The organism is Burkholderia sp. MS389 (genome assembly GCF_016899425.1).
GTDB classification, from domain to species: Bacteria; Pseudomonadota; Gammaproteobacteria; order Burkholderiales; family Burkholderiaceae; genus Burkholderia; species Burkholderia sola.
This window is the reverse complement of record NZ_CP045995.1, coordinates 1,480,263-1,504,857: the sequence shown is the minus strand read 5'-3', so window position 1 is coordinate 1,504,857 and position 24,595 is coordinate 1,480,263. Positions and strand designations below refer to the sequence as shown.

Annotated in this window: 24 protein-coding genes and 2 pseudogenes; 12 read left to right on the top strand and 14 right to left on the bottom strand. The window is 66.1% G+C overall.

Features of this window, described 5'->3' with window-relative positions; translation table 11 throughout:
* Positions 1 to 165: 165 nt before the first annotated feature.
* The 7 genes and pseudogenes from GJG85_RS23125 to GJG85_RS23095 all read left to right on the top strand — a co-directional run.
* Positions 166 to 1,457 (top strand): annotated as a pseudogene (locus GJG85_RS23125) (glycine betaine/L-proline ABC transporter ATP-binding protein); the annotation flags it as partial.
* Positions 1,450 to 2,346, top strand: coding sequence for a choline ABC transporter permease subunit (choW, locus tag GJG85_RS23120; RefSeq protein WP_021163994.1), 897 nt, complete (start codon positions 1,450 to 1,452; stop codon positions 2,344 to 2,346). The pseudogene GJG85_RS23125 and the gene choW, both read left to right, overlap by 8 nt.
* A 108-nt stretch (positions 2,347 to 2,454) precedes the next feature.
* Positions 2,455 to 3,453, top strand: a complete 999-nt coding sequence (locus tag GJG85_RS23115) for a GlxA family transcriptional regulator (protein ID WP_050012219.1) — start codon at positions 2,455 to 2,457, stop codon at positions 3,451 to 3,453.
* A gap of 103 nt (positions 3,454 to 3,556) precedes the next feature.
* Positions 3,557 to 4,504: a choline ABC transporter substrate-binding protein gene (locus GJG85_RS23110; RefSeq protein WP_050012220.1), complete on the top strand. Its 948-nt coding sequence runs from the start codon at positions 3,557 to 3,559 to the stop codon at positions 4,502 to 4,504.
* 290 nt (positions 4,505 to 4,794) lie between these two features.
* Positions 4,795 to 5,421, top strand: coding sequence for a trimeric intracellular cation channel family protein (locus GJG85_RS23105; protein ID WP_050012221.1), 627 nt, complete (start codon positions 4,795 to 4,797; stop codon positions 5,419 to 5,421).
* A gap of 375 nt (positions 5,422 to 5,796) precedes the next feature.
* Positions 5,797 to 6,348 (top strand): PAAR domain-containing protein, encoded by a 552-nt coding sequence (locus tag GJG85_RS23100; RefSeq protein ID WP_080334163.1) that lies wholly within the window; start codon positions 5,797 to 5,799, stop codon positions 6,346 to 6,348.
* 28 nt (positions 6,349 to 6,376) lie between these two features.
* Entirely contained in the window at positions 6,377 to 6,997 is a 621-nt protein-coding gene (locus GJG85_RS23095) for a M35 family metallo-endopeptidase (RefSeq protein ID WP_235356158.1), read from the top strand.
* 473 nt (positions 6,998 to 7,470) lie between these two features.
* Here the strand turns inward: GJG85_RS23095 and GJG85_RS23090 are convergent, their stop codons facing one another.
* Positions 7,471 to 7,896 (bottom strand): PACE efflux transporter, encoded by a 426-nt coding sequence (locus tag GJG85_RS23090; protein ID WP_089489791.1) that lies wholly within the window; start codon positions 7,894 to 7,896, stop codon positions 7,471 to 7,473.
* Positions 7,897 to 8,043: 147 nt separating this feature from the next.
* On the opposite strand from GJG85_RS23090, the gene GJG85_RS23085 reads away from it, so the two are divergent.
* Positions 8,044 to 8,988: a LysR substrate-binding domain-containing protein gene (locus GJG85_RS23085; RefSeq protein WP_124631782.1), complete on the top strand. Its 945-nt coding sequence runs from the start codon at positions 8,044 to 8,046 to the stop codon at positions 8,986 to 8,988.
* Here the strand turns inward: GJG85_RS23085 and GJG85_RS23080 are convergent.
* The 5 genes and pseudogenes from GJG85_RS23080 to GJG85_RS23060 form a co-directional block, all read right to left on the bottom strand.
* Positions 8,975 to 9,497 (bottom strand): annotated as a pseudogene (locus GJG85_RS23080) (exo-alpha-sialidase); the annotation flags it as partial. The gene GJG85_RS23085 and the pseudogene GJG85_RS23080 overlap by 14 nt on opposite strands.
* A gap of 158 nt (positions 9,498 to 9,655) precedes the next feature.
* A complete protein-coding gene (locus GJG85_RS23075; protein ID WP_124631783.1) occupies positions 9,656 to 10,027 on the bottom strand; it encodes a hypothetical protein in 372 nt (123 codons plus the stop codon).
* Between the two features lie 38 nt (positions 10,028 to 10,065).
* Positions 10,066 to 11,220 (bottom strand): hypothetical protein, encoded by a 1,155-nt coding sequence (locus GJG85_RS23070; protein WP_050012224.1) that lies wholly within the window; start codon positions 11,218 to 11,220, stop codon positions 10,066 to 10,068.
* A 75-nt stretch (positions 11,221 to 11,295) separates the two neighbouring features.
* Positions 11,296 to 11,565, bottom strand: coding sequence for a MoaD/ThiS family protein (locus GJG85_RS23065; protein ID WP_050012225.1), 270 nt, complete (start codon positions 11,563 to 11,565; stop codon positions 11,296 to 11,298).
* A 95-nt stretch (positions 11,566 to 11,660) separates the two neighbouring features.
* Positions 11,661 to 12,350: an aspartyl/asparaginyl beta-hydroxylase domain-containing protein gene (locus GJG85_RS23060; protein WP_050012226.1), complete on the bottom strand. Its 690-nt coding sequence runs from the start codon at positions 12,348 to 12,350 to the stop codon at positions 11,661 to 11,663.
* A 209-nt stretch (positions 12,351 to 12,559) separates the two neighbouring features.
* Here GJG85_RS23060 and GJG85_RS23055 point away from each other — a divergent pair, with 209 nt between their 5' ends.
* The gene (locus GJG85_RS23055) at positions 12,560 to 12,904 is read left to right on the top strand and encodes a DUF4148 domain-containing protein (RefSeq protein ID WP_050012227.1); all 345 of its coding nucleotides are present in this window, start codon (positions 12,560 to 12,562) and stop codon (positions 12,902 to 12,904) included.
* A 71-nt stretch (positions 12,905 to 12,975) separates the two neighbouring features.
* On the top strand, positions 12,976 to 13,251 hold the full coding sequence (locus GJG85_RS23050; RefSeq protein WP_050012228.1) for a DUF4148 domain-containing protein: 276 nt from the start codon (positions 12,976 to 12,978) through the stop codon (positions 13,249 to 13,251).
* 216 nt (positions 13,252 to 13,467) lie between these two features.
* Here the strand turns inward: GJG85_RS23050 and denD are convergent, their stop codons facing one another.
* The 8 genes from denD to GJG85_RS23010 all read right to left on the bottom strand — a co-directional run bounded on the left by denD (position 13,468) and on the right by GJG85_RS23010 (position 21,643).
* Complete coding sequence (gene denD / locus GJG85_RS23045) at positions 13,468 to 14,439, bottom strand: D-erythronate dehydrogenase (protein ID WP_050012229.1); 972 nt, start codon at positions 14,437 to 14,439, stop codon at positions 13,468 to 13,470.
* 28 nt (positions 14,440 to 14,467) lie between these two features.
* On the bottom strand, positions 14,468 to 15,244 hold the full coding sequence (gene otnI / locus GJG85_RS23040; protein ID WP_050012230.1) for a 2-oxo-tetronate isomerase: 777 nt from the start codon (positions 15,242 to 15,244) through the stop codon (positions 14,468 to 14,470).
* A 75-nt stretch (positions 15,245 to 15,319) separates the two neighbouring features.
* Positions 15,320 to 16,645: an MFS transporter gene (locus GJG85_RS23035; RefSeq protein ID WP_050012231.1), complete on the bottom strand. Its 1,326-nt coding sequence runs from the start codon at positions 16,643 to 16,645 to the stop codon at positions 15,320 to 15,322.
* Positions 16,646 to 16,773: 128 nt separating this feature from the next.
* Positions 16,774 to 17,412 (bottom strand): aldolase, encoded by a 639-nt coding sequence (locus tag GJG85_RS23030; protein WP_050012232.1) that lies wholly within the window; start codon positions 17,410 to 17,412, stop codon positions 16,774 to 16,776.
* Entirely contained in the window at positions 17,409 to 18,707 is a 1,299-nt protein-coding gene (otnK, locus tag GJG85_RS23025) for a 3-oxo-tetronate kinase (RefSeq protein ID WP_050012233.1), read from the bottom strand. Before otnK ends, GJG85_RS23030 begins: the two co-directional genes overlap by 4 nt.
* Before the next feature lie 19 nt (positions 18,708 to 18,726).
* Entirely contained in the window at positions 18,727 to 19,617 is an 891-nt protein-coding gene (gene ltnD / locus GJG85_RS23020) for an L-threonate dehydrogenase (protein WP_006489132.1), read from the bottom strand.
* A 58-nt stretch (positions 19,618 to 19,675) separates the two neighbouring features.
* Positions 19,676 to 20,380, bottom strand: coding sequence for an FCD domain-containing protein (locus tag GJG85_RS23015; RefSeq protein ID WP_006480587.1), 705 nt, complete (start codon positions 20,378 to 20,380; stop codon positions 19,676 to 19,678).
* A gap of 189 nt (positions 20,381 to 20,569) precedes the next feature.
* Positions 20,570 to 21,643 (bottom strand): GlxA family transcriptional regulator, encoded by a 1,074-nt coding sequence (locus GJG85_RS23010; RefSeq protein ID WP_050012446.1) that lies wholly within the window; start codon positions 21,641 to 21,643, stop codon positions 20,570 to 20,572.
* A 286-nt stretch (positions 21,644 to 21,929) separates the two neighbouring features.
* On the opposite strand from GJG85_RS23010, the gene GJG85_RS23005 reads away from it, so the two are divergent.
* Positions 21,930 to 23,315: an L-serine ammonia-lyase gene (locus GJG85_RS23005; RefSeq protein ID WP_089489664.1), complete on the top strand. Its 1,386-nt coding sequence runs from the start codon at positions 21,930 to 21,932 to the stop codon at positions 23,313 to 23,315.
* Positions 23,316 to 23,329: 14 nt separating this feature from the next.
* Complete coding sequence (locus tag GJG85_RS23000; RefSeq protein ID WP_006480591.1) at positions 23,330 to 24,574, top strand: sarcosine oxidase subunit beta family protein; 1,245 nt, start codon at positions 23,330 to 23,332, stop codon at positions 24,572 to 24,574.
* Positions 24,575 to 24,595: the final 21 nt, after the last annotated feature.

Genomic DNA, 24,595 nt, shown 5'->3' with positions numbered 1-24,595 from the left:
TCAACTTGTCGCAAAGCGACGCGTGCCCGATACGGTCTGGCGCAAAACCTCATGCGCCATTCGCCGCGCTGCTGCGCACAAGTCCGGCGGGGGATGCCCGTCATTGCTGGCCGTGCGCGTATTGCGCCGCCGCAATCGGCGGCGCGGCCCGCCGGGCGGGGCTGGCGGGTGTGTCGTATTTGCGCAAGCGTTTGTCGTAATTCGTCGGCAGGCCGGGGTTTTTTCTGGCAACTATGTAGGCACGCTATGACAAGCGCGAGTCCCCGCTACACGAGGAGAAGGTTTCGATGGATGCCCCCAAGGTTGTGGTCGAAGGTCTGTGCAAGGTATTTGGAAGTAACCCGCAGCAGGCGCTCGACATGCTCGCCGCCGGCGCGACGAAGGACGATGTGCTCAAGCGCACCGGCCAGGTCGTCGGCGTGCACAACGTCTCCTTCGATGTGCAGGAAGGCGAAATTTTCGTGCTGATGGGCCTGTCCGGCTCCGGCAAGTCCACGCTGATCCGCCTCGTGAACCGGCTGGTCGATCCGAGCGCCGGCAAGGTGCTGATCGACGGGCTCGACGTCGCGTCGGCGCGCCGCTCGGCGCTGACCGCGCTGCGCCGCAAGGACATGAGCATGGTGTTCCAGTCGTTCGCGCTGATGCCGCATCGCACCGTCGTGTCGAATGCCGCGTTCGGGCTCGAAGTGGGCGGCATGGGCAAGAAGGAGCGCGAGCGCCGGGCGATGGAAGTGCTCGAGCAAGTGGGTCTCGCGCCGTTCTCGCACAAGCTGCCGTCCGAGCTGTCGGGCGGCATGCAGCAGCGCGTCGGCCTCGCCCGCGCGCTGGCCGTGAACCCGTCGCTGATGATCATGGACGAGGCGTTCTCCGCGCTCGATCCGCTCAAGCGCCGCGAAATGCAGGACGTGCTGCTGCAACTGCAGAAGGAGCAGCGCCGCACGATCATGTTCGTGTCGCACGATCTCGAGGAAGCGCTGCGCATCGGCAACCGCATCGCGATCATGGAAGGCGGCCGCCTCGTGCAGGTCGGCACGCCGCAGGACATCATCGCGAACCCGGCCGACGATTACGTGCGCGCGTTCTTCGACGGCATCGACACGAGCCGCTATCTGACGGCGGGCGACCTGATGCAGACGGGCGCCGTGCCGACCATGTCGAAGTGCGATGCCGCGAACGTCGCCGCTTCGCTGAACGGCAGCGCCGACTACGCGTTCGTACTCGATGCCGCACGCAAGATTCGCGGCTTCGTCACGCGCGAGGCGCTCGGTCAGGACACGCCGTCCGTGCGGCCGATCGAAAGCATCCGGCGCGATGCGTCGCTCGAACATGTCGTCGCGCGCGTGGTCGCGAGCCCGAATGCACTGCCTGTCGTCGACGACGACGGCTGCTACTGCGGCTCGGTCGATCGTGCGCTCATCCTGAAGGCCATCACGCGTTCGCGAGGTTCCCATGTCTGAAATGATTCCGCTCGGTACCTGGGTCGACCAGTCCGTTCACTACCTGCTCGACCACGACGCGAAGACGTTCGACGCGATCGGTCAAGCGATCGAGGGGCTCGCGGCATTCGTCGAGCATGGCCTGCAGGCGATCCCGATGTGGCTGATGATGGCGATCTTCATCGGCGTCGGGCTGTGGCGGGTGGGCTGGCGCTTCGCGCTGTTCACCACCGCATCGCTGCTGCTGATCTTCGCGACCGGCTTCTGGGACCAGACGGTCATCACGCTCGGCCTCACGCTGTCGTCGACGATCATCAGCCTCGTGCTCGGCATCCCGCTCGGCATCTGGGCCGCGAAGAGCAAGTGGGTCGCCGCGATCGTTCGCCCGATCCTCGACCTGATGCAGACGATGCCGGCCTTCGTCTACCTGATTCCGGCCGCGATGCTGTTCGGTCTCGGCCGCGTGCCGGGGATCCTGTCGACGGTGATCTTTGCGATGCCGCCCGCGGTGCGTCTCACGAGCCTCGGCATCCGCCACGTGAACCGCGAGATCGTCGAAGCCGGCCAGGCGTTCGGCTGCACGCCGTGGCAACTGCTGTACAAGGTGCAGTTCCCGAACGCGCTGCCGTCGATCATGCAGGGCGTGAACCAGACGATCATGATGGCGCTGTCGATGGTGATCATCGCGTCGATGGTCGGCGCCGGCGGCCTCGGCAACGACGTGCTCGCGAGTATCCAGCGTCTCGACATCGGCCTCGGCTTCGAAAGCGGCCTGTCGGTCGTGCTGCTCGCGATCATTCTCGACCGCATCACCGAGAGCTTCGGCCGCGCGCCGGGCACCGTGAAGGCGCCGCTGTTCTCGGGCCTCAAGCAGCTCTTTCGCGTGAAGGCTTCGCCCGCGCAGGCCTGATCTCCGGCGGCCGGACCACGCTCCTGCCGCTCACCCTGAATGGATAACGGCTCCCGCGGCTTCGGCCGCGGGGCTGGCCCTCTACAACCTCCTCGCCAGGAGACCGATGTGACGTCCGCCGTCGCCGTCGCGCCCGCCGCCTGCGTTTCACCGGTTTCGTCCCTCGCCCATTTCGGCTTCCTCACGCTGCCGAATTTCTCGATGATCGCGTTCTCGAGCGCGGTCGAAGTGCTTCGGATGGCGAACTACGTCGGGCGGGCGGATCACTACAAGTGGTCGATCTACTCGCTCGACGGCGCGCCCGCGCATGCCAGCAACGGCATCGCGGTGCGGCCCACGCAGGCGCTCGACTACGACAACCTGCCCGACGTGATGATCGTGTGCGGCGGCATCCGCATCCGCGACGTGGTCGACGCGGGCGCGCGCGATACGCTCGCGGCGCTCGCCGAACGCGGGCTGCCGCTCGGCGGCATCTGCACGGGCGCGTACGCGCTGATGTCGAGCGGCCTGCTCGACGGCTATCGCTGCACCGTGCACTGGGAGAACCTGTCCGCGCTGCATTCCGAATTTCCGCAGGTGGGCTTCGCCGACGAGCTGTTCGTCGTCGATCGCGACCGGCTGACCTGCACGGGCGGCACCGCGCCGCTCGACCTGATGCTGAACCTCGTCGGCATGCGGTTCGGCCAGCAGCTCGCCGCGCAGGTCTCCGAGCAGTTCATCCTGGAGCGCATCCGCAGTTCGACCGATACGCAGCCGATTCCGGTCGACGCGCGCGTCGGCTTCTCGCGCGCGGAGCTGATCGAGGTCGTGCGGCTGATGGAGGCGAACATCGAGGAGCCGCTGTCGCTCGAGGAACTCGCGCGGCTCGTGCGGCTGTCGCAGCGGCATCTGCAGCGCATGTTCAAGGTGTACCTGAACGTATCGCCGACCCACTATTACCTGACGCTGCGCCTGAAACGCGCACGCGACCTGCTGCGCACGACCGACGCATCGATCGCGCGCGTGACGACGGTCTGCGGCTTTCATTCGCCGTGTCATTTCAGCAAGGCATACCGCGCGCAGTTCGGCCATGCGCCGAGCTACGAGCGCCGGCTGCCGGGGCGCTGAACGGGGCAATCATTCGGTCCGCGACGTCGCCGGGATCGCGGCGCGCGGCTTCAATAAACGATCCCGGATTCAAGCAAACGACATCACTTTGAGGAGAAGCAAGATGAAGCGCCTATTGATCGCAGCGGTGTGCGGGATCGGGATGACCGCACCGATGTCGGCCGTCTATGCGGCCGATCCGCCCGTGTGCAAGAACGTGCGCTTCGCCGATGTCGGCTGGTCCGACATCGCGGCGACCACGGGCCTCGCATCGACGATGCTGCAGGGGCTCGGCTACAACCCGACGAAGACGATCGCGTCGGTGCCGATCACGTTCGCGGGGATCAAGAGCAAGCAGATCGACGTGTTCCTCGGCTACTGGTCGCCGACGATGGACCCGATCATCCAGCCGTTCACGAAGGCCGGCACGATCAAGGTGCTCGCGACGCCGAACCTGACCGGCGCGAAATACACGCTCGCGGTGCCCGACTACGTGTACCAGGGCGGCCTGAAGTCGTTCGCGGACATCCAGAAATACGCGGACAAGCTCAACGGCAAGATCTACGGGATCGAGCCCGGCAACGATGGCAACGCGCTGATCAAGAAGATGATCGACGGCAACCAGTTCGGCCTCGGCAAGTTCAAGCTGGTCGAGTCGAGCGAGGCCGGGATGCTGGTCGAGGTGAATCGCGCGATCCGCGACAAGCAGTGGATTGTGTTCCTCGGCTGGGAGCCGCATCCGATGAACGTGCAGATGAAGATCGACTACCTGACCGGCGGCGACGACGTGTTCGGCCCGAACTACGGCGAAGCGAAGGTGCTGACGGCGACGCCGCCCGACTACGCGCAGCGCTGCCCGAACGTCGCGAAGTTCGTGTCGAACCTGCAGTTCACGACGGCGATCGAGAACCACGTGATGGTGCCGATCATGAACAAGCAGGACCCGAACAAGGCTGCCGCCGCGTGGCTGAAGGCGAACCCGGACGCACTCGACAAGTGGCTGGCCGGCGTGACGACGATCGACGGCAAGCCGGGCCTGCCGGCGGTGAAGGCGTATCTCGGCGCGCATTGAGCATGACGCGTCGGGCTTTGCGGCTGCGGCCCGAAGCCTGACGTGAATGTTGAGCCGGCGTAAGCGGGGTGACCTGCTTGCGCCGGTTTTTTGCTACGTGCTTCGTGCTCGCGCCGACGGCGGGCGATGCGCTAGACTGCTCGATCCCCGATCGAGGAGACGGCCATGGCCCGCAACCCGCTGGATGCATCCGGACGGCAACACGCAGCCGGCACGTGGCCGAATCACGCGACCGCTTCGGTCGACGCAGGCTGCAACCGGACCGTCCGGTGCTTCGACCATTCATTCGCATGAAGCGCATCGAGCAAGTCGTGCTCGCCGCCGATCTCGCGGGCACGGGGGTGTTCGCGATCGAGGGCGCCAATGCGGCGATCGGCGCCGGCCTCGACCTGTTCGGGGTGATGGTGCTGTCGCTCGTCGTCGCGCTCGGTGGCGGCGTGATTCGCGACCTGCTGATCGGCGCGCGGCCGCCGAGCGCCGTGAGCGACTGGCGTTATCCGGCGCTCGCGTTCGCCGCCGGGCTGTTCGCCTTCGTGTTTCATGCGCGGGTCGCGTCGTTTTCGCCGTCGCTGCTCACGACGCTCGATGCGGCCGGCCTCGCGCTGTTCGCGGTCGCGGGCGCGGTGAAGGCGCTCGAATTCCGCGTCCACCCGTTCATTGCAACGCTGATGGGCGCCGTGACCGGCTGCGGCGGCGGCGTCGTGCGCGATCTGCTGCTCGCGCGGATACCGGTCGTACTGGTCACCGACATCTATGCGAGCGCGGCGCTGCTCGGCGCGGTCGTCGTCGTGCTGTGCCGGCGACTCGGTTGCCCGTCGGTCGTCGCGGCCGTGCTCGGCGGCATCGCCTGTTTTGCGCTGCGGATGGCGGCGGTGCGGTTCGGCTGGCAGTTGCCGAAAATTGCCGGCGGGGCGTAGGCCTCCGGCTCACGACCCCTTCGTCGCCGCCGGCACGTCGAACACGCCTTTTTCTCGTGTTCAGGGCTATTCGTGTGCTGGATCGTGCTCTGTTCGAACGATCCAGAATTTGAGTAATAGAAGTACATAAAAGTTAGTTATACGAATTTCGAACTCGTATGATTGAAAGCTGCTTCCGGATCGTGCATTTTGGTGGGAGTCAATTGCATCAATTTCACGAAGGAGAATTCGGATGCAGCACAAGCAGAGAATACTTGCGTATTCATCGACTGTCGTCGGCTCATCTGCCCAGCGCGGCGGGCGGGGCAACGAGACCGTCAACTGCCAGACGGTCGTAGTGCCTGCAATCGCATGCGTTGAACGGGAGGATGGCGCATGATCCGCTACTTCCTCGCCGAAGGTGACCGAGGCGGCAGTGCGACGATCACGGAAGGCCTGCCGACCGTCACTTGTTCCAACCCGCCGCCGCGCGTGCATATCGCTACGCTCGGCATGAAAACCTACTGTACTGCTTGCGGGAAGAACGGATTTATCGCGCCGAAAGGGCCGCGATGGCCCGGAACCGGGCCGAACGGCAAACCCTGGGCGTTGAGCGGTGACGTCAACGTTTGTGGATGCAATCCGCCGCCCGTCTTTTATGCCGAGCGTGGCATGAAGATGATATTCACGACCGAGCAAGCAGCTGCATTGACTGAACCGATCCGAAATCACCCTGAATCAGCGTTCGCGGCCAACGACGAGCAATATGTCTTGTGTGATGAGCGAAGCGGTAGGCCGCTTGTACATGTTCAGTACCGCATATACACAACTTCGGGGCGGGTCTTCAGCGGTGTCACGGATTTCGAAGGAAACACCCAGCGTGTAGCCACACGTGGCGCCGAAAAACTGAGGCTCGAGATCATGGAGAATGATGACAATGCCCTGTAACGAATACGTTTGCGTTCACGATTCTGCCGTGACGAACACCGTGCAGGGTTCGAAGCTTAAGGTATTCCTGACACTCAACGGTCCGCCAATCTGCCCGGCCATGACCGACGCGGAATTCAGAAAGCTGATGATGCAACTACGCGATGAGGGCGCCGACCTGGTGAAGGAGCGGCTTGAGAGATTGGCCGAGTGGTCGCCAGAAGAGCGTAGGCGTGTCTGGACGTGGTTCGGCGCGAGCGACCACGAGATTCGCCACCGTCTTGTCACGGGGTTGACGGCCACCCTTGCAGTTATGCGGTCGCTAGGTCCGGCGAACTTTCTGAGAGCTCACCCCGATCTGGATCGATCGCTTGGATGCTTGCCGACCAACAAAAATGTTGGCACTGTTGCGCACGTATGTGGTCCAGACACTGCAACGCGCACAATCAGCATCCACGAAGAATTTTGCACGATTCGTGACAGAAGCCGGGCAGCGACTTCCAAGTTGTCGACAATCATCCACGAGTGTACTCACTTCACAGATACGTTCGGAGCCGGCGATCCAAAGTATGGAATCACACGCTTTCTGCCCGAGTGGGGTCAAAATAACCCAGATATGGCTATTAAAAATGCAGACAGCATTTCGGCATATGTTATCTGGCTTGATTAGCGGTGCAGTCTTATTGTTTGTGACTGGACCTTCGTATGCTTGCGACAGTGTCGAGAGCTTGCCAGGACAAAATTTCGATCTTATGTTCGCGCAGAATTCTGCAGCGGTGAGTGTGGAGCAAGCGAAGAGACTGGAAGCCTGGGTATCGAAAATGCTGTCGCAGTTTCCTGTTCGAGAAGGTGTAGCCGTGAGTGGTGTAGCCGAGTCCGCAGAAATCGAACCCGATGAACTGTCTGTCAGAAGAGCCGAGTCCGCTCAACGGTTGTTGATGCATTTCGGGCTGAAACAGGAGCGCTACGCTGTTCACAGTTATGTCTATCAACGCATGAGTATTCAGGACAATGAGAACGCAAAACGTGCGGAGATAACATTGCTCCCCGGCTGTTCCGACCACTGTTGTATCAATAGGTAATGCATTTCGTGGCGCGACGGCGCATATCCAGGTCTTTTCCTTGCAATATGAGCCGCGTCGCTCATTTCCCCTTCGTCGCCACCGGCACGTCGAACACGCGATCGAACGCCCACTGGAACACGAACGCGTAGCAGAAGAAGAACGCGAACAGCGCGATATCGACGAAGAACGCATCGAACCACGAGATGTCGAGCCACCACGACACGACCGGCACGAGGATGAAGATCAGCCCGCCCTCGAATCCGGTCGCATGCAGGATCCGCCGCCCGAGCGTACGCGCCGGCTGCCGGCGCGATGCTTCCCAGCGCTCGAACAGCGCATTGAAGAGCATGTTCCACAGCATCGCGATCGCCGACATCGTCGCCGACAGCGCGCCCGAGTAGACGAGGTCCTGCTTGAAGATCGCCGCGATCGCGGGCGAGATGCAGGAAATGGCGATCGCTTCGTAGAGCACCGCCTGCGTGATCCTGCGCGATAGGCCTTGCACGGGGTTCCTCCGGTTCGACGGCAACCGCCGCGGCGACGTGCCGCGACGTTCCGGAAGGCTAGCCGCGTTGCGCAGCCGCTTCAATTCACCTAATCTCACCCGGATTGAATCGAATTCAACCCGGCCGCATCCGGCCCGCGAGGCCCCGTGTTCTCGAAAATTCCCCTGACCGCATTGCGTGTGTTCGAATCGTCGGCGCGGCTCGGCACGTTCAAGGCCGCCGCGGAAGAACTGTCCGTGACGCCGGCCGCCGTGTCGCACCAGATCAAGTCGCTCGAAAGCCGCGTCGGCGTGCTGCTGTTCGAGCGCGGCGCGGGCGGCGTGCGGCTGACGGAGGAAGGCGAGCAACTGTTTCGTGCGAGTCACGATGCGTTGCTGGCACTGAGCCGCGGGCTCGACGCGCTGCGTCCGGACGCGGCCGATGCGCGCCCGCTCGTGCTGACCACCACGCCCGCGTTTGCGGCGATGTGGCTGATTCCGCGGCTCGGTGCGTTTCGCCGCGTCGATCCGCACCTGCACATCAAGGTCGAAACGGGGAACACGCTCGTCGATCTCGAACGCGATGCACGCGTCGATCTCGCGATTCGCGCGACGTCGCGCAGGTTTCCCGCACTGCACGAGATTGCGTTGATCGACGAGTATTTCGGCGCGTATGCGGCCGCCGGGTTCGACGCGCATCGCGCCGACGCGCCGCTCGACCTGATCGAAACCGTGTGGGATACGCCGCTACCGGTGTCGGTCGACTGGGCGTCGTGGTGTCGTGCGGCGGGCCGCGAAGCATGGCTCGAACGCGCGGTGTTTCGCCATTACGACGACGAGCATTACGCGTTGCAGGCCGTGCTGCACGGGCAGGGTATCGCGCTGCTCAGCTCGGTGCTGGCCGCCGAGCATGTCGAGCGCGGCGCGTTGATGCCGATCGAGCCCACGGTGCGGCTCGACGGTGCGCGCTTCGTCGCACTGTGCCGGCCGGGGCGCGAGCGCGAGCCGCAGGTCAGGCGGTTTCTCGACTGGCTCGAAACGGAAATCGCAACGACGCGCGAGGCGGTGGCTCGGATGGCGCCGGATGATGCTCGCGCCGCTACCCGAACCTGACGCAATACACCGGCGGCAAATGCGCCGATACCTGTTGCCAGTGCTCGCCGCCATCATCGGACGTCCATAGCCCGCCGGTCGTCGACGCCATCGCGAGGCGCGTGCCGGAATCGTCCACCGCGAGCCCGTGCCGGTACACGAGGTTGTACGCGGGCGCGGCCGGCAACCCGTTAGACAGGCTCTCGAAACTGCGCCCGCCGTCGCGCGTGCGCGTGACGACAAGACGGCCGATCACCGGAATCCGGCATGCGTGCCGGCACGGGCCACGCGGTATCCGACTCGTGCGGGTGTACGGCCACCGCGAAGCCGAAGCTCGAAGGCTGCGCCTCGATCCGCCGCCAGCGTTCGCCGCCGTCGGTCGAGCGGAAGATCGCGCAGTGATGCTGCGTCCACAGCACGTCCGGATTGGCCGCGCACTGCACGACGCGGTGCGGATCCTGCATGTTCGGTTCGCCGCGTCGCTCCGGCGGCATGTAGTCGGGTTCCATGCCTTCCGCGGTCACGCGCCATGCTGCGACGATCGGGCCGGATGCTTTTGAGAAATTGTTGAGAATGATTCGGGGCAACGCGTGCCGTTTCTACAATGCGTGTCACTGGATCGATGCACGAGGTTCCGGGACCAAGCAACTGATTGCGAATACTCGCGCGGACTCCGGTGAGTCTTTATCTATAACCCATACAAGGAATTGGAAATATGAAAAAGGGCGTGTTTTCTGCGCTGATCGCCGCGCTGTCGCTGCTCGCGCTGGCACCCATCGCGCAAGCTGAAACGATCTGTTTCCCGAATGGTGAATGCATCGAAGGCGAATGGGGGCCGCCTGTTGGCGATATCGGCTTGCATCCCTAAGGAAGCTTGATTAGCGATGCCATGCATCGCAGGCATTTTGACGGCGGCGATGTTCGCATTGCATCGATCAGGATGGCCCTGCCGCGGCATCGACGTGCCCGCCCCGCTGAAGTGCTTCGGCAGGGCGGGCGCGCTGCTGTGCATGAAGCCCATGCGCATCGTCCCGCTCCACGACCACATGGTGATCAGCACGGGTTGGTTCCTGCGACGGTTGCCTGCCGCACGGCTCGTTATCCGAACCGGACGCAGTAAATAGGCGGCAGATGGGCGGAAACCAGATTCCAGTTTTCTCCTCCGTCGTCGGATGTCCATAACCCGCCGGTCGTCGATCCTATCGCGAGGCGCGTGCCCGACTCATCGATCGCGAGCCCGTGCCGATACACGAGGTCATACGCCGGTGCGGTCGGTAACCCGTTCGTCAACTGCTCGAAACTGCGGCCGCCGTCGCGCGTGCGCGTGACGACGAGCCGGCCATTCACCGGAATCCGGCACGCGTCCTTCACGGCCGGCACGAACCACGCGGTATCCGGTTCGTGCGGATGCACGGCCACCGCGAAACCGAAGCTCGACGGCTGCGCTTCGATCCGCCGCCAGTGTTCGCCGCCGTCGGTCGAGCGGAAGATCGCGCAGTGATGCTGCGTCCACAGCACATCCGGATTGGCCGCGCACTGCACGACGCGGTGCGGGTCCTGCATGTTCGGCTCGCCGCGCCGCTCGGGCGGCATGTAGTCGGCTTCCATGCCTTCGGCGGTCACGCGCCACGTCGCGCCGCCGTCCGCGGTTTGCCAGACGCCGCCGCACGAGATGCCGACGATGACGTGCCGGCTGTCGCGCGGATCGACCATCACCGAATGGATGCCCGGCGCGTCGTACCCGCCGCCGCCCCATTCGGCGCGTTCGGGGCGATCCCACAGCGGGCGGTTGAGTGCCCACGAATCGCAATGGTCGTCGGAGCGGAACAGGCCGCCGGGAATCGTGCCGGCCCACAGCACGCCGGGTTCGTCCGTGCCACCGGTTTCGAGCGACCAGATTTGCTGAAGCGTCCACGTTGGCTGCGGCGACCCGGCAGCGGCGGCTTCATCGTCGGAATCGCCGCTGCCTGCGTGCGGATCGGCACGGGTAGGCGACGCGTCGGCGGGCTGCGGCGGATAAACCGGGGCTGCACATTCCTCCCAATCGCGGGCGCCTGCGCGCAGCCGATGCACCTTCACGCCGAAATGGCCGAGATTGAGCGCCGCATACAGCGTGCCGTCGCGCGGGTCGGCAAGCGCCATGCTGACGGGCTCGCCGATGAAATGCGGTTCGCCGGGCGTCCAGCCGTCATGACCGTCCGGTTGCAAGACGAACAGGCCCTTGCGGGTGGCGACGAGCAGTCGATCGTTCATGTCGGATGTCTCCGGATGGTCAGCCTTGGTGCGACGGCGCTTGGTATCGGGGAATGCGCCCGTGCATCCGTCCCTTTATCCGCCGGTCAGCGCCTGCACGACATACACGCGGCTGGCGGCACCGAGCGCATCGGACAGGTATTGCCGGTCGCGGATCGGCTGGCCGTCGATGAATACCGACAGGTGCTTTCGCAGCGCGCCCTGGTCGTCGACGATGTAGCCGCGCAGCCGCGGCTGCTCGCTGAAAATGGTGTCGAATGCTTCGCCGACCGTATGCGCGTCGATGTCGCGCTCGGGCGTGTCGACGTGCCGCTGGATCGACGCGGCGAAGAAGAGGTGCGCCATGGCGGTAGCTGGCAGGAGCCGCACGAAGGGACGGCTTGTAGTTTAGGCGATCCGGCGGACGCCGAAAGGCGGAATGGCGCTGCCATGCGTGGCGGCTAAACCGGAATCGACCGCCCCCTGATCCGGATCCCGAGCCGCACGACGCCGATCACCGCATTCGACAGCCACATGAGCCAGCGCGGCATCCCGCGCCGGCGGATATCGAGCAGCAGCACGATCCGCACCGCGTCGCTGTCGTTCCACACCTCATGCGTGAACGTGTCGTCCCACAGCAGGAAGCGGCCTTCGTCGAGCCGGTATTCGCGCCCGTCGACCTTCAGCACGGCGGCCGGCGTGCCGTCCGCGCGGGTCGGCATCGACAGCACGAGATACCCGCGCAGGATGCCGCGAAACGGCCCGCGATGCGGCGGGATGTGCTTGCCGGGCGCGAGGAACGACAGCGACGCGGACAGCACGTCCGGCGACGCCGCGACGAGCGACGCGACGGTCGGGCAGCGCGACAGGTTGCGTGCAAACGGTTGGCCGTACGCCTGCATGATGAACATGCGCCAGTCGCGCGCGTCGTTGGCCGAGATGTCGTACTGCTCGCGCATGATTTCGTGAAAGCGCGGGATGCGCGGCATGTCGCGTGCGACGTCGAGCGCCTCCGCACGGATCGAGGGCCACGCGCGCACGAAGCGCTCGGCATCCGGAAACGCGGCCGCGTCGAGCACCGCGCCGCTGTCGATATGGCGGTCGTACAGCCTGCGCAGCAGGGCGGCTGCATGGTCGTAAGCGGCGGACATGGTCGATCGAGGGGCGGTCCGGATGAAGTGGTGGTCAGTCTGCCCGAAGCACGACGGGCACTGCGTTACGTCAGGTTACGCCGGCTGACGAATGAATGACAGTTTCATGAATGTTGGGTCGGCGCGAATGGAAAGCCGGGAATAAACCGCGCCTCTCCGTCGTCATACGGGTGTAGCACATCGTTTCGTTGACTGATGAAGGAGTGAACATGAACACGCACTGGCTGGTGGCCGCCACGGTAGCGGCGATTTCTCTCGCAGGTGTCGCGACGCAAGCGTCGGCACAGGCGCTCACGCGCGAACAGGTCCGGCAGGAACTCGTCGACGCGGAAAACAACGGGCTGCGCTTCGTGACCGATACGTCGTATCCGGACGTGAGCCCGCTGTTCCGGCACCAGGCCGATCGGATGCCGCAGCGGCAGGCGAGCACGGCGGTCGGCGGCGATCCGGCCATGTCGTCCGAAGCGGGCAAGCCGGCGACGATGTCGCCGCGTCGAAGCGCCGCCGCATGCGTCGGCCCCGCGAGTTTCTGCACGATCTATTTCGGAAGCTGATCCACCCGCCTGCATCCGCAGGTCACGCCTGTCCCGTGGTTGATCGATACGTCACATTGAAGGAGTCCATGATGAAAACATATATCGCACTACTGATGATGATCGGAGCGATCGTCGGTCAGTCGGCATTCGCGCAATCGGCCGCGCCGCTGACGCGTGCGCAGGTTCGCGACGAACTGATCCGCGTCGAAGCGGCCGGGTACGACCCGGCGAAGGGCGAGGACGGCGCGTATCCGGCCGATATCCAGGCCGCGGAAGCGAAGCTCGCGGAACAGGACCGCGCGCGGCTGGCGGTGTCGGCCACGCGGGAGGCCGGACCCGGCATGCCGGCGCAGGTCGCCAACTAGGTGCCGGCATGTACCCGTGTTGCGCGAGACCGTCGGCGTCGCGGCGGAACGCGGCACGTGCGCAGCGTGTCGTGCGGAGACGAATCGTGGAGAGGGGTGTGCGGTGTCGACGCGGCGCCGATGCGCCTTTCATGCAGGCGGGCGGGGATGCAACGCGCGTCGTTGCGCGTCGGGGAATCGGTCAGGCCGCGTCGATGCGGCCCGACCCGGCGTCAATCAGCGCCGTTCGTCCGCGATATGACTGCGGATCACGTCCGCGAACGACGTGTCGCCCTTCAGCCCGAGCGCTTCCGCGCGCGACGTATCCCAACGGCCCGGCCAGCTCCCGACGATCTTCTCGACGCGTTCGTCGGGCACATGGCGGATCAGCTTCACGACCTCGTCGCCCGCGACGTCGCGCAGCGCCGCGATCATCTCGTCGACCGACACCGACAGCCCCGGCAGGTTGATCACGCGCTTGGTGCCGAGCGTCGCGCCGTCGATCTCGCACCCGGCGACCAGCGCTTCGATCGCGCCGCGCGGCGACAGCAGCCACAGCCGCGTCGAGCCGGGCACCGGGCACACGCTTTCCTCGCCATTCAGCGGCTCGCGGATGATGCCGCTCGCGAACGACGACGCGGCCGCGTTCGGGCGGCCGGGCCGCACGCTGATGGTCGGCAGCCGCAGCACGCGGCCGTCGACGAAGCCGCGTCGTGCGTAGTCGCACAGCAGCAGTTCTGCGATCGCCTTCTCGGCGCCGTACGACGATTGCGGATTCAGCGCGGTGTCGTCCTGCACGACGTCGGGCAGCGCGCCGCCGTACACCGCGACGGAGCTCGTGAACACGACGCGCGGCTGGTGGCCGCGCGCGCGGCACACTTCGAGCAACGTGCGTGATGCATCGAGATTGATCCGCATGCCGAGATCGAAATCGGCTTCGGCCTGCCCGCTGACGATCGCCGCGAGGTGGAAGATTGCGCCCGTCCGCGTGTCGATCGCGCTTTCGAGCACCGCGCGATCGGCGATGTTGCCGACGATCGACGTCACGCGCGCATCGCCGAAATCGCTGCCCTGGACGACGTCGAGCAGCACCAGTTCGTCGATCTTCTCGATGCGACCGTCGGGGCCGGTGAGGTCGCCGCGCTCGAGCAGCTTGCGTGCGAGACGCTGGCCGAGAAAGCCGGCGCCGCCGGTGATCAGTACTTTCATGTTCTTGACCCTCTGGGAAATACGGGAATTACAGGTATGTCTCGAGCCAACCGAGACCTTCCGACGTGCCGGCCTTCGGCCGATACTCGCAACCGATCCAGCCGTCGTAGCCGAGCGCGTCGATCAGCGCGAACAGATACGGGTAGTTGAGTTCGCCGACGTCCGGCTCGTGGCGTTCGGGCACGCCCGCGATCTGGATATGGCCGATGCCCGCGAAATCGCGCTTGAGCTTCATCGCGAGATCGCCTTCGACGATCTGGCAGTGGTAGCAGTCGAACTGCACCTTCAGGTTCGGCGCGCCGACTTCCGCGCGGATCGCCTGCGCGTCGTCCTGGCGGCTCAGGAAATAGCCGGGCATGTCGCGCGGGTTGATCGGCTCGATCAGGATCGTGACGCCGTGCGCGGCGGCGGCCTGCGCCGCATGACGCAGGTTCGTCAGATACGTATCGCGATGGCGTGCGCGGTCGGCGCCCGGCGGCACCATGCCGGCCATCACGTGCAGCTTCTTGTTGCCGATCACGCGCGCATAGTCGAGCGCTTGGTCGATGCCGCGGCGAAATTCGTCCTCGCGGCCCGGCAGCGATGCAATGCCGCGTTCGCCCGCGGCCCAGTCGCCCGGCGGCGCGTTGAACAGCGCCTGTTCGAGGCCGTGCGCGTCGAGGCGCGCGCGGATGTCCTCGGCGGCGAAGTCGTACGGGAACAGGTACTCGACGGCCTTGAAGCCGTCGCGGGCGGCAGCGCCGAAGCGGTCGAGAAACGCATGCTCGGTGTACATCATCGAGAGGTTGGCGGCGAAGCGTGGCATGGCAGCGGGTCCTGTGAATGAATGGGGCGGGGCGCCGCGCGCCCCGCGTCGAATGATGAATCGGCCGGCGGCGGATCAGCGGTTCACGAGCTTGGGCGGCGTGAGCCACACGGCGATCGCGCCGATCACGAGCATCGCCGCGAGCACGTACATGCCGGACGCAGTGCTGTGCGTGGCGTCCTTCAGGTAGCCGATCACGTACGGGCTCGCGAAACCGGCGAGATTGCCGACCGAGTTGATGATCGCGATCCCGGCGGCAGCCGCGGAGCCCGCGAGGAACGCGGTCGGCAGCGACCAGAACAGCGGCGCGCAGGTCAGCACGCCGCCTGCCGCGAGCGACAGGAACACGATCGACACTGCCGTATTGTGCGAGTACGACGCGGCGACCGCAAACCCGACCGCGCCCATCAGCGCCGGCACGATCAGGTGCCAGCGGCGTTCGCGGCGCTTGTCCGCGCTGTGGCCGAACAGGTTCATCACGACGATCGCGACGACGAACGGAATCGCCGACAGCAGGCCGATCTGCAGCGTATCGGTGATGCCGGTCGATTTGACGAGCGTCGGCATCCAGAACGTGAGCCCGTACTGGCCGGTGACGAATGCGAAGTAGATCAGCGACATCCACCACATGCGCGGGTCCGAGAACACGGCCTTCAGCGAATGGCCGTGCTGCTGCTGTTCCTGCGGCTGCGCGGCGATTTCGTCCTCGAGCAACTGCTTCTCGCGCTCGTCGAGCCACTTCGCGCCGCGGATGCTGTTGTCGAGATACAGGATCGTCGCGATGCCGATAAGCACGGCCGGCACGGCCTCGATCATGAACATCCATTGCCAGCCGTGGAAGCCCGAGCCGCCGTGGAAGCGCTCCATGATCCAGCCCGACAGCGGGTTGCCGAAGATGCCCGACACCGGAATCGCGGACATGAACACCGCGATGATCTTCGCGCGGCGATGCGACGGGAACCAGTACGTGAGGTACAGGATAACGCCCGGATAGAAACCGGCTTCCGCGAGCCCGAGCAGGAACCGCAGCACGTAGAACTGCGTCGGCGTCTGCACGAACGCGAACAGCGCGGACAGCAGCCCCCACGTGATCATGATCCGCGCGATCCAGATGCGCGCGCCGAGGCGGTGCATCAGCAGGTTGCTCGGCAGTTCGAACAGAAAGTAGCCAAGAAAGAAAATCCCCGCGCCGAGGCCGAATACGGTTTCGCTGAACGCGAGATCCTGCGACATCTGCAGCTTGGCAAAGCCGACGTTCACGCGGTCGAGATACGCGACCACGTAGCAGAGCATCAGGAACGGCACGATGCGCCAGAACACTTTCTTGTAGGTGCGGTCGAGTTCGCCCGATTGGGCGGCCGCGGCGGGCGAGCGGCTTGCGGCCGCGTCGAGAGCAGTCATCGTCGTCTCCAATGATGTTATGTGCCGGCGGCGCGTACGCCGCCAGTCGTGTGTGCTGACGGAAAGGCCCGCGCACACGGCGGGTAGATAAATCGATACGGACTACTGCATGATTGGGTCGCGGTGCGTTACCAGCGCGCGCCGAAGCTCTGGCGCAGTTCGTCGAGCGCGGCGTCGGACAGCGGTTCGGGCTTCGGGTTCGTCATCAGCCACAGCCGCGCGGTTTCCTCGAGTTCCTCGAGTGCATACGACGCGTGCGATACCGAAGGCCCCCACATCACCGGGCCGAGGCGATCGAGCAGCACGCCGCGCACCCGGTCGGCCAGCGCCGCGACTTCGGCCGCGACGGCCGGGTCGCCGGGGCGGCGGTAACGGATCAGCGGAATGTGGCCGACCTTCATCACGTAGTACGGCGTGATCGGCGGCAGCACGTCGGTATCGCGCCACACGCCCGCGAGCGTCAACGCGACGAGATGCGTCGAATGCGTGTGGACGACGCCGTGCGCCTCCGCGTTGCGTGCGTAGATGCCGCGATGCAGCGCGAGCGTCTTCGACGGCTTGCCGCCCGATACGGGCTGGCCGTCGGCGCCGACCTTCGCGATGTCGTTCGGGTCGAGCCGGCCGAGGCACGCGTCGGTCGGCGTGATCAGCCAGCCGTCGTTCAGACGCGCGCTGATGTTGCCGGCGCTGCCGACCGCATGGCCGCGCGCATACAGGCTCGCGCCGACCACGCAGATCTCTTCGCGCAGTTTTGCTTCGTCGCTCATCGTGCGGCTCCATCCAGCGCGCGCAGCGCCTTGTCGAAAAAGTCCGTGGTGCCGAAGTTGCCGGATTTCAGCGCGAGGCCGAGCGGCTGCGTGTCGATGGTGGCCGTGGCCGGCACGCCCGGATCGATCTGCGCGCCGATCTGCAGCGACTTCACGTCGAGCGCCTGCACGACGGCGCCGGACGTCTCGCCGCCCGCGACGACGAACTTGCGCACGCCGAGCTCGCGCAGCCCGCGGGCGATCGCCGCGAGCGTGCTTTCGACGAGACGGCCGGCCGCGTCGACGCCGAGCGCCTGCTGCACGGCCTTCACTTCGTCGGGCGTGGCCGTTGCGTAGATCAGCACGGGCTGCGGCAGGTGCGAGCGCGCAAAGGCGAGCGCTTGCTCGACGACGGACTCGCCGCGCGACGCCGCGAGCGGATCGATGCGGAAGCTCGGCCGCGTCGCGCGCCACGCGGCGACCTGCGCGTTGGTGGCCTTCGATGCACTGCCGGCGAGCACGGCCGACGGGCCGTCGATGCGCGGCAGCGATGCCGCGTTGTCGCGCTCGGGCAATTGCTCCGCGCGGCGGAAATTCGCGGGCAGGCCGAGCGCGATGCCGGAGCCGCCGGTGACGAGCGGCAGGCCCGCGCATGCTTCGCCGAGGACGTAGAGGTCGCGGTCCGACAGCGCGTCGGCAATCGCGAAGCGCACGCCTTCCGCGCGCAACTGGTCGATCCGCGCACGCACGGCGGCCGCGCCGAGCGCGATCGTGTCGTAGCGGATCAGGCCGACCGGCGACTTCGTCTGCCGTTGCAGCACGCGTACGAGGTTCGCGTCCTGCATCGGCGTGAGCGGATGATGCTCCATCCCCGATTCGTTCAGCAGCACGTCGCCGACGAACAGGTGGCCGCGATAGATCGTGCGGCCGTTCTCGGGGAACGCCGGGCACGCGATCGTGAAGTCGCCGCCGGCCGCATCGAGCAGCGCGTCGGCCACCGGCCCGATGTTGCCCGCGTCGGTCGAGTCGAACGTCGAGCAGTACTTGAAGAAGAACTGGCGGCATCCTTGCGTGCGCAACCATGCGTACGCGGCGAGCGATTGCGCGACGGCGTCGGCGGCGGGGATCGTGCGCGACTTCAGCGCGACGACGATCGCGTCGGCGTCGGCGATCGTGTCGGTCGCGCCGTCGGCGGGCACGCCGATCGTCTGCACGGTGCGCATGCCGCTCTTGACGAGCATGTTCGCGAGATCGGTCGCGCCGGTGAAATCGTCGGCGATGCAGCCGAGCAGGGGACGGGAAGCGGAAGCGGTCATGGCAGGCACGTCGTTCGAATCAGCGGGCGGGCGGCAGCGTGATGCCGGGGAAAGTCTTGATCACGGCGGAATCGTCCTCGCCGCCGTGGCCGGCGCTCGACGCGCTCATGAACATCTGGTGCGCGGTGGCGGAGAGCGGCAGCGGGAATTTGCTGCGGCGCGCGGTATCGAGCACGAGGCCGAGATCCTTCACGAAGATGTCGACGGCCGACAGCGGCGTGTAGTCGCCGTTCAGGATGTGCGGCACGCGGTTCTCGAACATCCACGAATTGCCCGCGCTGTGCGTGATCACGTCGTACAGCGCGTCGGCGTCGACGCCTTCGCGCAGGCCGAGCGCCATCGCCTCGGCGGCGGCCGCGATATGCACGCCGGCCAGCAACTGGTTGATGATCTTCACTTTCGAGCCGATGCCGTGCGCGTCGCCGAGACGGTACACCTTGCCGGCGATCGCGGCGAGCACGTCCTCGCAGCCCGCATAGGCGGCGGCCGGGCCCGACGTCATCATCGTCATCTCGCCGGAGGCCGCGCGCGCGGCGCCGCCGGATACCGGCGCGTCGAGCATCTGCAGGCCGGCCGCTTCGATGCGCGCGCCGAGCGCGACCGCGAATTCGGGCGCGACGGTCGCGCTCGCGATCACGACGCCGCCCGGCTTCATCGCGGCGACCGCGCCGTGTTCGCCGAACAGCACCGTTTCCGTTTGCGCGGCATTGACGACGAGCGTGACGACGACGTCGCACTGCGCGCCGAGTTCGGCCGGCGTCGCGCACGCGATGCCGCCTTCGGCGGCGAACGCCTGCAGCACGGTGTCGCGCACGTCGCATGCGTGGACGCGCAGGCCGGCGCGCAGCAGCGAGCGTGCGACGCCGAGGCCCATCGCGCCGAGGCCGATGACTCCAACATTTCGTGACATGGTCAACCTTGATCGATTCGAAAGAGGTTCTGGACAACGGCGGCGGGCGCCGCCGGCTTCAGCAGATGCCGGCTTCCGCGAGACGGCGGGCGGCGTTGTACATGTGCGTGCGCGCCGCGTTGCGGGCGGCCATCGGGTCGCGCGCGCGGATCGCGTCGGCGATCGCCGCGTGCTCTTCGCGCACCTGACGCGAGAAATCCTCGCGCGTCGCTTCGTTGCTGCGCGTGACCTTCACGCCGGCTTCGAGATACTGGTTCAGGAATTGCAGCGTCTTCAGGAAATACGGGTTGCCGGTGACGGCCGCGATCGTGCGGTGGAATGCGACGTCTTCCGCGACGCCGTCGCGCCCTTCGGCAACGGCTGCGTCGATCTTGCGCAGCGCGTCGTCGATGTCGGCCATGTCGTCGGCGGTGTGGTGCAGCGCGGCCTCGGCCGCGACTTCCGCCTCGATCGCGCGGCGCACCGCGAGCAGATGCGGCAGCGAGCTCGCCTCGACGGCTTCCGCGTAGTCGATCCGCAACGGCCGGATCGCGCCGTGCTGGTTCACGAATACGCCGCTGCCCTGGCGCGGCTCGACCACGCCTTCGTTCTTCAGCCGCGAGATCGCCTCGCGGATCACGGTGCGGCTCACGCCGAATTCCTGCGCGAGCACGGCTTCAGTCGGCAGCTTGCCGGTGGCCGAGAAGCTGCCCACTTCGATCTGCTTGAGCAGTTGCTGCGCGACGTGGTCGCTCATCGCACGGGCGGGAATTTTCTCGAACATGATGCTCAGGTTTGTAAGGTGATGTGGTCATCATACAAATTTGAGCGAGCATCAGCATCCGGGATAACCCTCGTTCAAGAGAGGTAACGTCGGCTAAATTGATTGGAACCGGTTCCAAAAGAACGGAAACCGACGCGAACATGCGTCGTTCTGCAATCGATCAGGGAAGGGGCTGGCTGCCCGGCCCCGTCACTCGGCGATGTCCTCGACGGGGTCGGCCGACGCGTCGGGCATCGCGGCCACTTCGGCCACGTCGCCGCCGCGCTCGCGATAGGTCGCCGGCGGCACGCCGAACTGCTTGCGGAATTCGCGCCCCAGGTGCGACGCATCGGCGAATCCGCAGCTCGACGCGATATCGGCGACCGTGCGGTCCGAACTCGTCAGCAGCCACGCGGCCGTGCGCAGCCGCACCTGCTTCGCGAAGGCCTGCGGGCTCCTGCCGGTCTCGGCCTTGAACAGCCGTTCGAGCTGCCGCGTCGACAGGTCGAGCTTGCACGCGAGTTCCTCGAGCGGCAGCGCACGCCCGACGTGCTGTTCCATCAGAAGAATCGCGCGCTTGACCTTCGGGTGCGTCGCCGGCTCGAGCCCCGGCGGATGCGGCTGCGGCGCATTGCCTTTCTGCATCTCGCCGACGAGCAGGATGCGCAGCGCCTTCTGCACGGTCGCGTGATCGAAATGGCGCAGCAGGATCGCGGCGGCGACGTCGATCGACGCGCGGCCGCCCGAGCACGTGATCCGGCGCCGGTCGATCACGAACAGCCGGTCTGCGATCAGCAGGTCGGGATCGGCGGACGGAAAGCGCTCGATGAAATCCCAGTAATGGAACCAGCTCACGCAGGTGCGGTAGCCGTCGAGCACGCCGGCGCGCATCAGCGTGAACACGCCGGTGCAGATGCCGACGACCGTCGCGCCGCCCGCCGCCGCGCGGCGGATGAACTCGAGCGTTTCAGGGCCGGCCTGCGGCCCCGAATGCAGCAGCCCGCCGACCACCACCACATAGTCGAACGGCTCGGCCGCGTCGAACGTCTCCCACGGCGTGATCTGGATCCCGCAGCTCGCGCGCACCGGCGCGAGCGTCTCGCCGATCACGCTCCACGCGCAGCGCACGGGCTTGCTGTAGTCGCCGTCGTCGGCCGACAGCCGCAGCATGTCGACGAAGCCGGAGAAGGCCGTCAGCGTGAAGTTCGGCAGCAGCACGATGCCGAAGCGGATGCGCCGCGGCGCGGGTTCTGCGAGGGGGGAAGCGGGTACGTCGGGGGTCATCGCGGCCAATCTCGTCACGCCGGGCAGGCGGTCTCACTCGTTTCACACTGTTTGCGGGTTGCGGCTGCCGGAGGCGGCGCGGATGCAGCCAGCGTCGCCGATCGGCCGCGGCCGGACTTGTGGTTTTTCGTCGCGAACCATCGCCAAAACGCACTTTCGGGCCGGCCGGCACGGCGCTTGGCGGCGGTATCCCACGCCGATGCCGTTTTTGTTCTATCGGCCGATTTTACGCTTTGATGTACTGGTGCCCAACGACATTTCACGCATGCAACCCAAAGGAAGCCAGATGAACGTCAGCGCGTTCGACCTGTTCAAGATCGGCATCGGCCCGTCCAGTTCGCATACGGTCGGCCCGATGATCGCCGCGTGCCGCTTCGCGTCGCACGTCGAGGACGCGAACCTGCTCGGCTTCGTGCGCCGCGTGCGGGTCGAGCTGTACGGCTCGCTCGGCGCGACCGGCAAGGGCCACGGCACCGACAAGGCCGTGCTGCTCGGCCTCGAGGGCCACCTGCCCGACACGATCGATCCGGACCTGATCGAGCCGCGGCTGGCCGCGATCCGCGCGGAGAAATCGCTGTCGCTGCTCGGCAAGCAGACGGTGCGCTTCGACGAGAAGGAACACATCGGCTTTTATCGCAAGCTGATGAGCGGCACGAGCATCGTGCATCCGAACGGGATGCGCTTCCAGGCATTCGACGAGCACGGCCAGCTGCTGGTCGAGAAAGAGTATTACTCGGTCGGCGGCGGCTTCGTCGTGAACCGCGACGGCGATCGCGTGAACGGCGTGCGCGCGGCGGTCGAGGTGCCGTATCCGTTCCGCACCGGCGACGACCTGATGCGCCAGTGCCGCGAGCACGGGCTGTCGATCGCCGAACTGATGCTGCGCAACGAAACCGCGCTGCGCCCCGCCGACGAAGTGCGCGCCGGGCTGCTCGCGATCTGGCGCACGATGGCCGCCTGCGTCGAGCGCGGCTGCAAGGTCGAGGGCGACCTGCCGGGACCGATGCGCGTGAAGCGCCGCGCGGCCGAACTGAACGGCCGCCTGCGTTCGCGTTCCGAAGAGTCGCTGCGTGACCCGCTGTCGATGCTCGACTGGGTCAACCTGTACGCGATGGCCGTGAACGAGGAAAACGCGGCCGGCGGCCGCGTCGTCACCGCGCCGACCAACGGCGCGGCCGGCGTGATTCCCGCGGTGCTGCACTACTACGTGAAGTTCGTGCCGGGCTCGAACGAAGCCGGCATCGTCGAATTCCTGCTGACGGCCGCGGCGATCGGGATCATCTACAAGGAAACCGCGTCGATCTCCGGCGCGGAAGTCGGCTGCCAGGGCGAAGTGGGCGTCGCGTGCTCGATGGCCGCCGCCGCGCTCGCCGCGGTGATGGGCGGCACGCCCGACCAGGTCGAGAACGCGGCCGAGATCGGCATGGAGCACAACCTCGGGATGACCTGTGACCCCGTCGGCGGGCTCGTGCAGATCCCGTGCATCGAGCGCAACGCGATGGGCGCGATCAAGGCGCTGAACGCGTCGCGCATGGCGCTCAAGGGCAACGGCCAGCACTACGTATCGCTCGATTCCGTGATCAAGACGATGCGCGAAACCGGCGCCGACATGAAGACGAAATACAAGGAAACGTCGCGCGGCGGCCTCGCCGTGAACGTCATCGAATGCTAACGAAGGATCCAAACATGAGCCGCTACTCGATATTCAGCCTGTTCCGCAACGGCCTCTCGTATCACGAGAACTGGGAAAAGCAGTGGAAGAGCCCGGAGCCGAAGAAGGAATACGACGTCGTGATCGTCGGCGGCGGCGGCCACGGCCTCGCGACCGCGTACTACCTCGCGAAGGAGCACGGGATCACGAACGTCGCGATCCTCGAGAAGGGCTGGATCGGCGGCGGCAACACCGCGCGCAACACGACGATCGTGCGCTCGAACTATCTGTGGGACGAATCGGCCGCGCTGTACGAGAAGGCGATGAAGCTGTGGGAAGGGCTGTCGCAGGATCTCAACTACAACGTGATGTTCAGCCAGCGCGGCGTGATGAACCTCGCGCACACGCTGCAGGACGTGCGCGACACCGAGCGCCGCGTGAACGCGAACCGGCTGAACGGCGTCGACGCCGAATTCCTGACGCCCGCGCAGATCAAGGAAATCGAGCCGACGATCAACCTGAACAGCCGCTACCCGGTGCTCGGCGCATCGATCCAGCGCCGTGCGGGCGTCGCACGCCACGACGCGGTGGCCTGGGGCTTCGCGCGCGGCGCGGATCGCGCCGGCGTCGACATCATCCAGAACTGCCAGGTGACGGGCATTCGCCGCGAAGGCGGCGCGGTGGTCGGCGTCGATACGGTGAAGGGTTTCATCAAGGCGAAGAAGGTCGCGGTGGTCGCGGCCGGCAACACGACGACGCTCGCCGACATGGCCGGCGTGCGTCTGCCGATCGAAAGCCATCCGCTGCAGGCGCTGGTGTCCGAGCCGATCAAGCCGGTCGTCAACTCGGTGATCATGTCGAACGCGGTGCACGCATACATCAGCCAGTCCGACAAGGGCGACCTCGTGATCGGCGCCGGTATCGACCAGTACACGGGCTTCGGCCAGCGCGGCAGCTTCCACATCATCGAAAGTACGCTGCAGGCGATCGTCGAGATGTTCCCGGTGTTCTCGCGCGTGCGGATGAACCGCCAGTGGGGCGGCATCGTCGACGTGTCGCCGGACGCGTGCCCGATCATCACCAAGACCGACGTGAAGGGCCTGTATTTCAACTGCGGCTGGGGTACCGGCGGCTTCAAGGCGACGCCGGGCTCGGGCTGGGTGTTCGCTCACACGATCGCCCGCGACGAACCGCATCCGCTGAACGCGCCGTTCGCGCTCGACCGCTTCTACACGGGCCACCTGATCGACGAGCACGGCGCTGCCGCCGTCGCGCACTAACCGCACTGAGGAGAAAGAAAC